Source organism: Alkalibacillus haloalkaliphilus C5, assembly GCF_000269905.1.
Classification (GTDB): domain Bacteria; phylum Bacillota; class Bacilli; order Bacillales; family Alkalibacillaceae; genus Alkalibacillus; species Alkalibacillus haloalkaliphilus_A.
This window is the reverse complement of sequence record NZ_AKIF01000172.1, coordinates 1-5,622: the sequence shown is the minus strand read 5'-3', so window position 1 is coordinate 5,622 and position 5,622 is coordinate 1. Positions and strand designations below refer to the sequence as shown.

5 protein-coding genes are annotated in these 5,622 nt (G+C 35.4%); all 5 read right to left on the bottom strand.

Annotated features, from left to right (window positions below):
• On the bottom strand, positions 1-696 hold a 696-nt coding region (locus tag A194_RS0114260), incomplete at its 3' end, for a cobalamin-binding protein (protein ID WP_017187484.1).
• A 10-nt stretch (positions 697-706) separates the two neighbouring features.
• Entirely contained in the window at positions 707-1,885 is a 1,179-nt protein-coding gene (gene chrA, locus A194_RS0114255; RefSeq protein WP_017187483.1) for a chromate efflux transporter, read from the bottom strand.
• A 116-nt stretch (positions 1,886-2,001) separates the two neighbouring features.
• Entirely contained in the window at positions 2,002-3,777 is a 1,776-nt protein-coding gene (locus tag A194_RS0114250) for a methyl-accepting chemotaxis protein (RefSeq protein WP_017187482.1), read from the bottom strand.
• A 206-nt stretch (positions 3,778-3,983) separates the two neighbouring features.
• Positions 3,984-5,036 carry a SpoVR family protein gene (locus tag A194_RS0114245; protein WP_017187481.1) on the bottom strand — a complete coding sequence of 351 codons (1,053 nt, stop codon included), beginning with the start codon at positions 5,034-5,036 and terminating at the stop codon, positions 3,984-3,986.
• A gap of 249 nt (positions 5,037-5,285) precedes the next feature.
• Positions 5,286-5,622: YhcN/YlaJ family sporulation lipoprotein (locus tag A194_RS0114240; RefSeq protein WP_017187480.1), on the bottom strand; the 337-nt coding region annotated here is incomplete at its 5' end.

Sequence of the window (5,622 nt, the reverse complement as noted above, 5' to 3'; positions counted from 1 at the left end):
CTCTTCTAATATGTGAATTTGATCACTCTGAACCGCTTTAAGTTGGTTTGCTCCTTCACGTTTTTTCAGAATGTCTGGGTTCATTTTCTTCTCTTGTACCCCAACCCACACCATACAAATTTCATCAGGATCTTTTTGAATGACTTCGTCCCACTCAACTTGAATACTAGCTTCTTCATAGTCTGAAAAGACATTTGACGCCCCAGCTAACTCACTAATATAAGAGAGCCAATTTTTCTTTCCAGGTGTAAAAATCGGCTTCGGCCACCATTCCCAGTAGATGTTTTTTTTATTAGGAATCGTATTAGCAATTGTTCGATACTCATTAATCACTTGATAATAATCATCATATACCTGTTGTGCCTTTTGTTCTTTTCCTATTTCCTTACCTACTGTTAATAGGTCATCTGCTATTTCATCTAATGAATTAGGATCTAAAATGATATACGGCATTTGCTCTTCTTTTAACCGTTCAATGTTCTTCTCCATACCTGGAACACTTAACGAAGCTAACACTAAATCTGGCTGTAATGCTTTTACTTTATCAATATCAATATTTAAGTCCCGCCCTACTCTCGGTAGATTATTAATTGACTTTGGCCAATCACTATCATCATCTACACCAACGAGTAAATCGATTGCATCTAAATAAGCTAAAATCTCTGTATTACTTGGGCAGATTGACACAATACGCATGTTAACACTCCTACATTAAGAGACTTAATAAAATATATACGACTACAACAATAATTACGACAAGCCATGCCGGACGTTTCCAAAATTGTAATAAACTAAAACCTAACAAAGCAACTGCAAAATCTAATTCTGACATAATTCCACTCGTAAAAATCGGGTGATAAAACGCAGCTATTAAAATACCAACAACAGCAGCATTTACCCCTAGTAGCGCAGCCCCTACATACTTCATTTGACGTAACTGTTGCCAAAACGGAAGTATTCCAATAATAAGAAAAAAGGATGGTAAGAAAATAGCAATAGTTGCTACTAACATACCTGGTATACCATGAATAATCGTTCCTAAGTAGCTCGAAAATGTAAAGAGTGGTCCTGGAATCGCTTGAGCTGCACCATAACCTGCTAAAAACGTGTCTTCACTAATTAAACCGCTTGGGACAAGTTCACGCTCAAGCAATGGTAAGACGACATGACCTCCCCCGAAAACAATTGAACCTACTCGGTAAAAGATATCAAACAACTCTATGTAAATATGGTTATAAAAGTGATTAAGAATTGGCAACAACGCCAATAACGTTACAAAAATTGATAAAGAAATAGCGCCAATTTTTTTAGAAAAGGTCATAAACGTTTCTGCTTCATTAGGCTTAGCTATATTTTTAAAATATAAAGCACCGATTAATGCAGCTAACGCTATGACGACTAGTTGTGTTGTTGCAAACGGAAATAGAAGTAACACCGTAGCAGAACCTACTAATAAAGCTATACGGGGTAAATCAGGCGCAAGCTTTTTCCCCATATTTAAAACAGCATGTGCCACTACCGCTACTGCTACAACTTTTAGAGCACCGATCCATACTGCATCAGCTAAATTAAGTTGAATAACATACCAAGCAAAAATCGTAAGTATTAGCACTGATGGTAAAGTAAAACCAATCCACGCTAATAAACCACCGATTAAACCTCCCCGTAACATTCCAATAGATATTCCAACTTGACTACTAGCTGGACCAGGTAAAAACTGACATAGCGCTATGAGGTCAGCATACATTTGGTCTGACAGCCATTTGCGTCTTTGAACATATTCCTCTTGGAAGTAGGCCAAATGCGCAACTGGTCCACCAAAAGATGTGAAACCTAGGCGGGTTGCAATTAAGAAAATTTCTATGTATCTTGATAACCGTTCCAACTAAAATCCCCCAACATATCAAAAGTAAGAAAAGAGACTGTATATTTATACAGCCTCTTTTTATTATATCTTGCGAAAACTTATTATGCCATACTGATGTTTATAACTTAGCTCAATTATAGTTTAAACTTCTGAACTTGACCATTTAAGTCGTCTGCTAACTTGGATAAATCGTTAGCTGCTCTTGTGATCTCATCCATTGAGCTATGAGCTTGCTCTACTGATGCAGCGGTTTCTTCAACACCTGCTGCTGATTCTTCAGATATTGAAGCAATTTCTTCTACTGATTTATTCATTTCTTGACTATCGTTCATAACTTCTTTCAAGCTAGATGTAATCTCTTGAATTTTACCAACAACTTCATTAATTGAATCATTAATTTTAATGAATCTTTGTTGTGTATTTTTAATTTGTTCAGAACCTTCTTCTACTTCTGTGTATCCTGACTCTAATGATTTCGTTACTTCTTTCGATTCGGTTTGAATTGAATCTACAATAGTTGTAATATCACCAACTGAGTGACTTACTTGTTCTGCTAATTTGCGCACTTCATCTGCTACAACTGCAAACCCTTTACCGTGTTCACCAGCTCTTGCTGCTTCAATCGCAGCGTTTAACGCAAGAAGATTTGTTTGTTCAGCGATGTCTTCAATTACTTGAACAAGTTTGGAAATTTCATTAGATTGCTTGTCTAAACCTTTAACTTTTTCAACCGAGTCTTCAACAATAGAATGGATTTGTTGCATTTGTGATACTGACTGTGTCATTAGTTCACGGCCTTCGTCAGCCATTGACAAGACTTCTTCTGAGGCATGTGACACATTGTCTCCATTTTCGTAAGACGTTTGCACCTTTTTCACTAATTGATCCATCATTTCAGATATAGATGAAGCACTTTGAGCTTGAGTTTCAGAACCAGAGGATAACTCTTGCATAGTTGATGCAATTTGTTCACTACCTTCACTCACTTCTTGAGCTGAACGGTTTACTAACTCACTTTGGTTCGTTAGTGAACCAGAAGCGTCTGAAACTTTACCAATAATATTTTGAAGGTTTGCTTTCATTGTGTTCATTGAGTTAGCAAGACTGCCAATTTCATCATGGCCTTTGTAATTTACATCATTTACTGATAAATCACCATCTGCAATTTGATCTGCAACTTTAACAACAGAGTTAATATTCTTTTTAACATTACGGCTTATAACCGTTAATAAAATAATCGCTATAATGACAGACGCAACTAAACCAGCAACTAAGTATGCTTGAATTTGAAACATCGCATTTCTCGTTTCAACAGCAGAAGCATTAAAGTCTTGCACAACCATACCTCTAAGTTCCTGAATCATGTCCAATGTATCTCCTCGAAGGCTTGTGACTACAGCTCTTGAACCTAATGCATCTTGTTCATCACGGTTACCAATCGCGACAACAATTTCATCATTAACTATTTCAGTAATGCGTTCATTGTTAGTCATAATTTCATCCATTATTGCGTTTTGTTCACTACTTAAACCAGGGCGCACCTGTTCCTCTAAAGTAACAAACTCTTCATTTAAATCTCTATAACCATTTACATAATTATTAGTTTTCAAAAGCACATAATCACTAATCATTATATCTTTTTCATTAAAGACAGAAGCCATTTCTCCTACTGTAATAGCTTCCTCACTCAATTCTACTTGTTCATTAATGGTCTGATCAGACAAGTATGCTTGTAGAAAAACAAGCCCTGAAGCTGCAGAAAATAATAATAATGTGATAGCAAAAACGAGACCATACTTTTTTCCAATTGACATGTTAAGTAAGGTACCTTTTCGTTTTGACGGTTTTTGATTCTTTTTCTCTTTTTTACCCTTTGGTAACTTTACTTTCTTCTGTCCATTCTTTCCCATGCTAATCCCCCTAAAATCCAACAAGAGTTTCCTTATTTACATGAATTTTCACAATAAAATATTAATTTTAGATTAGCATAGGCTTCGACAAAAAACAACGTTATATTATCATTATTTACATAAAAATTAAGTCTTGATACACAGTATAAATGACTTACAATTAACCAAAGTCTTACTGTGACTTGTTATCTTATCAATCTTTTGACTTATATCTTTACAGGATCTGGCTTAAAATATAGTTTAGTTTTAAAGTAATCACGCAAGACAGTTTTCAACTTAGATACTTGTTCCCTACTATTTGGACTCGGTTGAAATCTAATTGTTAAGCTTTCGGTTGAATCAGATAAAGCTTCGTCGACTCGAACTTTGATCTTTCCGTTGTATAAAGCTGAATGAATGAGCTGCTGTTTTACTTTAATGTAATCTGCTTCTATTTGATTTTCTTTAACATAGGCGATTTTTTGTTCATTATGTATAGCTTCAGTATAATAACGATTAATAAATTGTGTATCACAGTAATTGTGTACAACATTTCTTCTTTCGTTAGGCTCAACTTCTTTCCACATCGCTTTACCTAATTTATATAAATTTAATCCATAACGCGGCCGCTCATAAAGTTGTAACTCAGTTAAACCAATATCCAAACTCATTAATCCTGCCTTTTTAATTAGTGGTATTTGATGATACGTAGCCCAGCCTTCGTTCATTATTTTTGTTTGACTAATTGCTTCAAAGTACTTTGCTTCATTAGCCACTAAATTAGCAAGCTCTCTTTCGTATCTACATAAATTCAGTCTATTTATTAAGCTGTCTAAATCTAATGTTGTCACATGAATTAAATCAAAAAGGTCATTCATTTTAGATAAAAATGAAACAACTTCAGCATAACCATACACTCTTACTGCTTCATCAAATATACGGCGATGATGGAAAAGTTTCTTCCTCATATTTTCTGCCTGTTCCTTTAAGTACTTGTTATAGTGTAAAAAATCAGAGTGCCCAAATGAGTGAGCTAAAATCATTAAATTGATCACTTGATCGTTGCTTTTATTTATGTATGCGATCATATCTATTTGATCAAACATTTCTGCTACGTAGTGATCATGACTCGATTTCTTAGGCTGGTATAGCCGTTTTTGATAACCTTTTGCCTGTATTAAGTCAAGCTCTCTGCTATCGATTGTCATTGTTTTAAATGCTTTAGGCTCCAAGCCAACAAGTGAGCAATTTCCCTTCAACATTTCATAAGGGTTATTCAAAGACATCCCACCTTTGGTGATCATATTTGGGCAATAAAGTGGTGAGTTTATCAGCGTTCAGGAATTTTATAAGCGTTCGAGCGAATTTATCAGCGTTCGCAAACTTTTTTCAGCGTTCAGACGAACTTTATCGGCGCTCGTCAACTTTTATCAGTGTTCAGACAAATTTATCGGCGCTCGATCAAATTCATCAGCGCTCAAGTATGCAAAAAGATGGAGCTACTTATTAGCTCCATCTTCTAAAAATTATTAACGTTCTAAATTAGGGAAAACACGATCTAACATCGCATTGAACTCTTCGAAGAATCCTTCAATTGGATCCCCTTCATTAACACGTTCAATATAATCGTTAACCATGTTGAAGAAGTCAGGGTTGGCAGAGACATAGACATTATTTAAATCTTGCTTTCTCGATTTAACAACGTCTGCAACCTCTTCTTTAACTTCATCACTTACTTCATCAGTACCATTATCATTATTATGAAGTACAACTGCTACATATGCATTGTTATCTCCAGTCATGACATATGCTTGACTCACTTCATCAACTTGGTCTGTTACATCATCTGCTACTTCTTCAGCAACG

What these genes read in the sequence shown, in the direction of transcription:
- A194_RS0114250 (WP_017187482.1), bottom strand. Translation starts at nt 3,777, where the DNA reads ATGGGAAAGAATGGACAGAAGAAAGTAAAGTTACCAAAGGGTAAAAAA.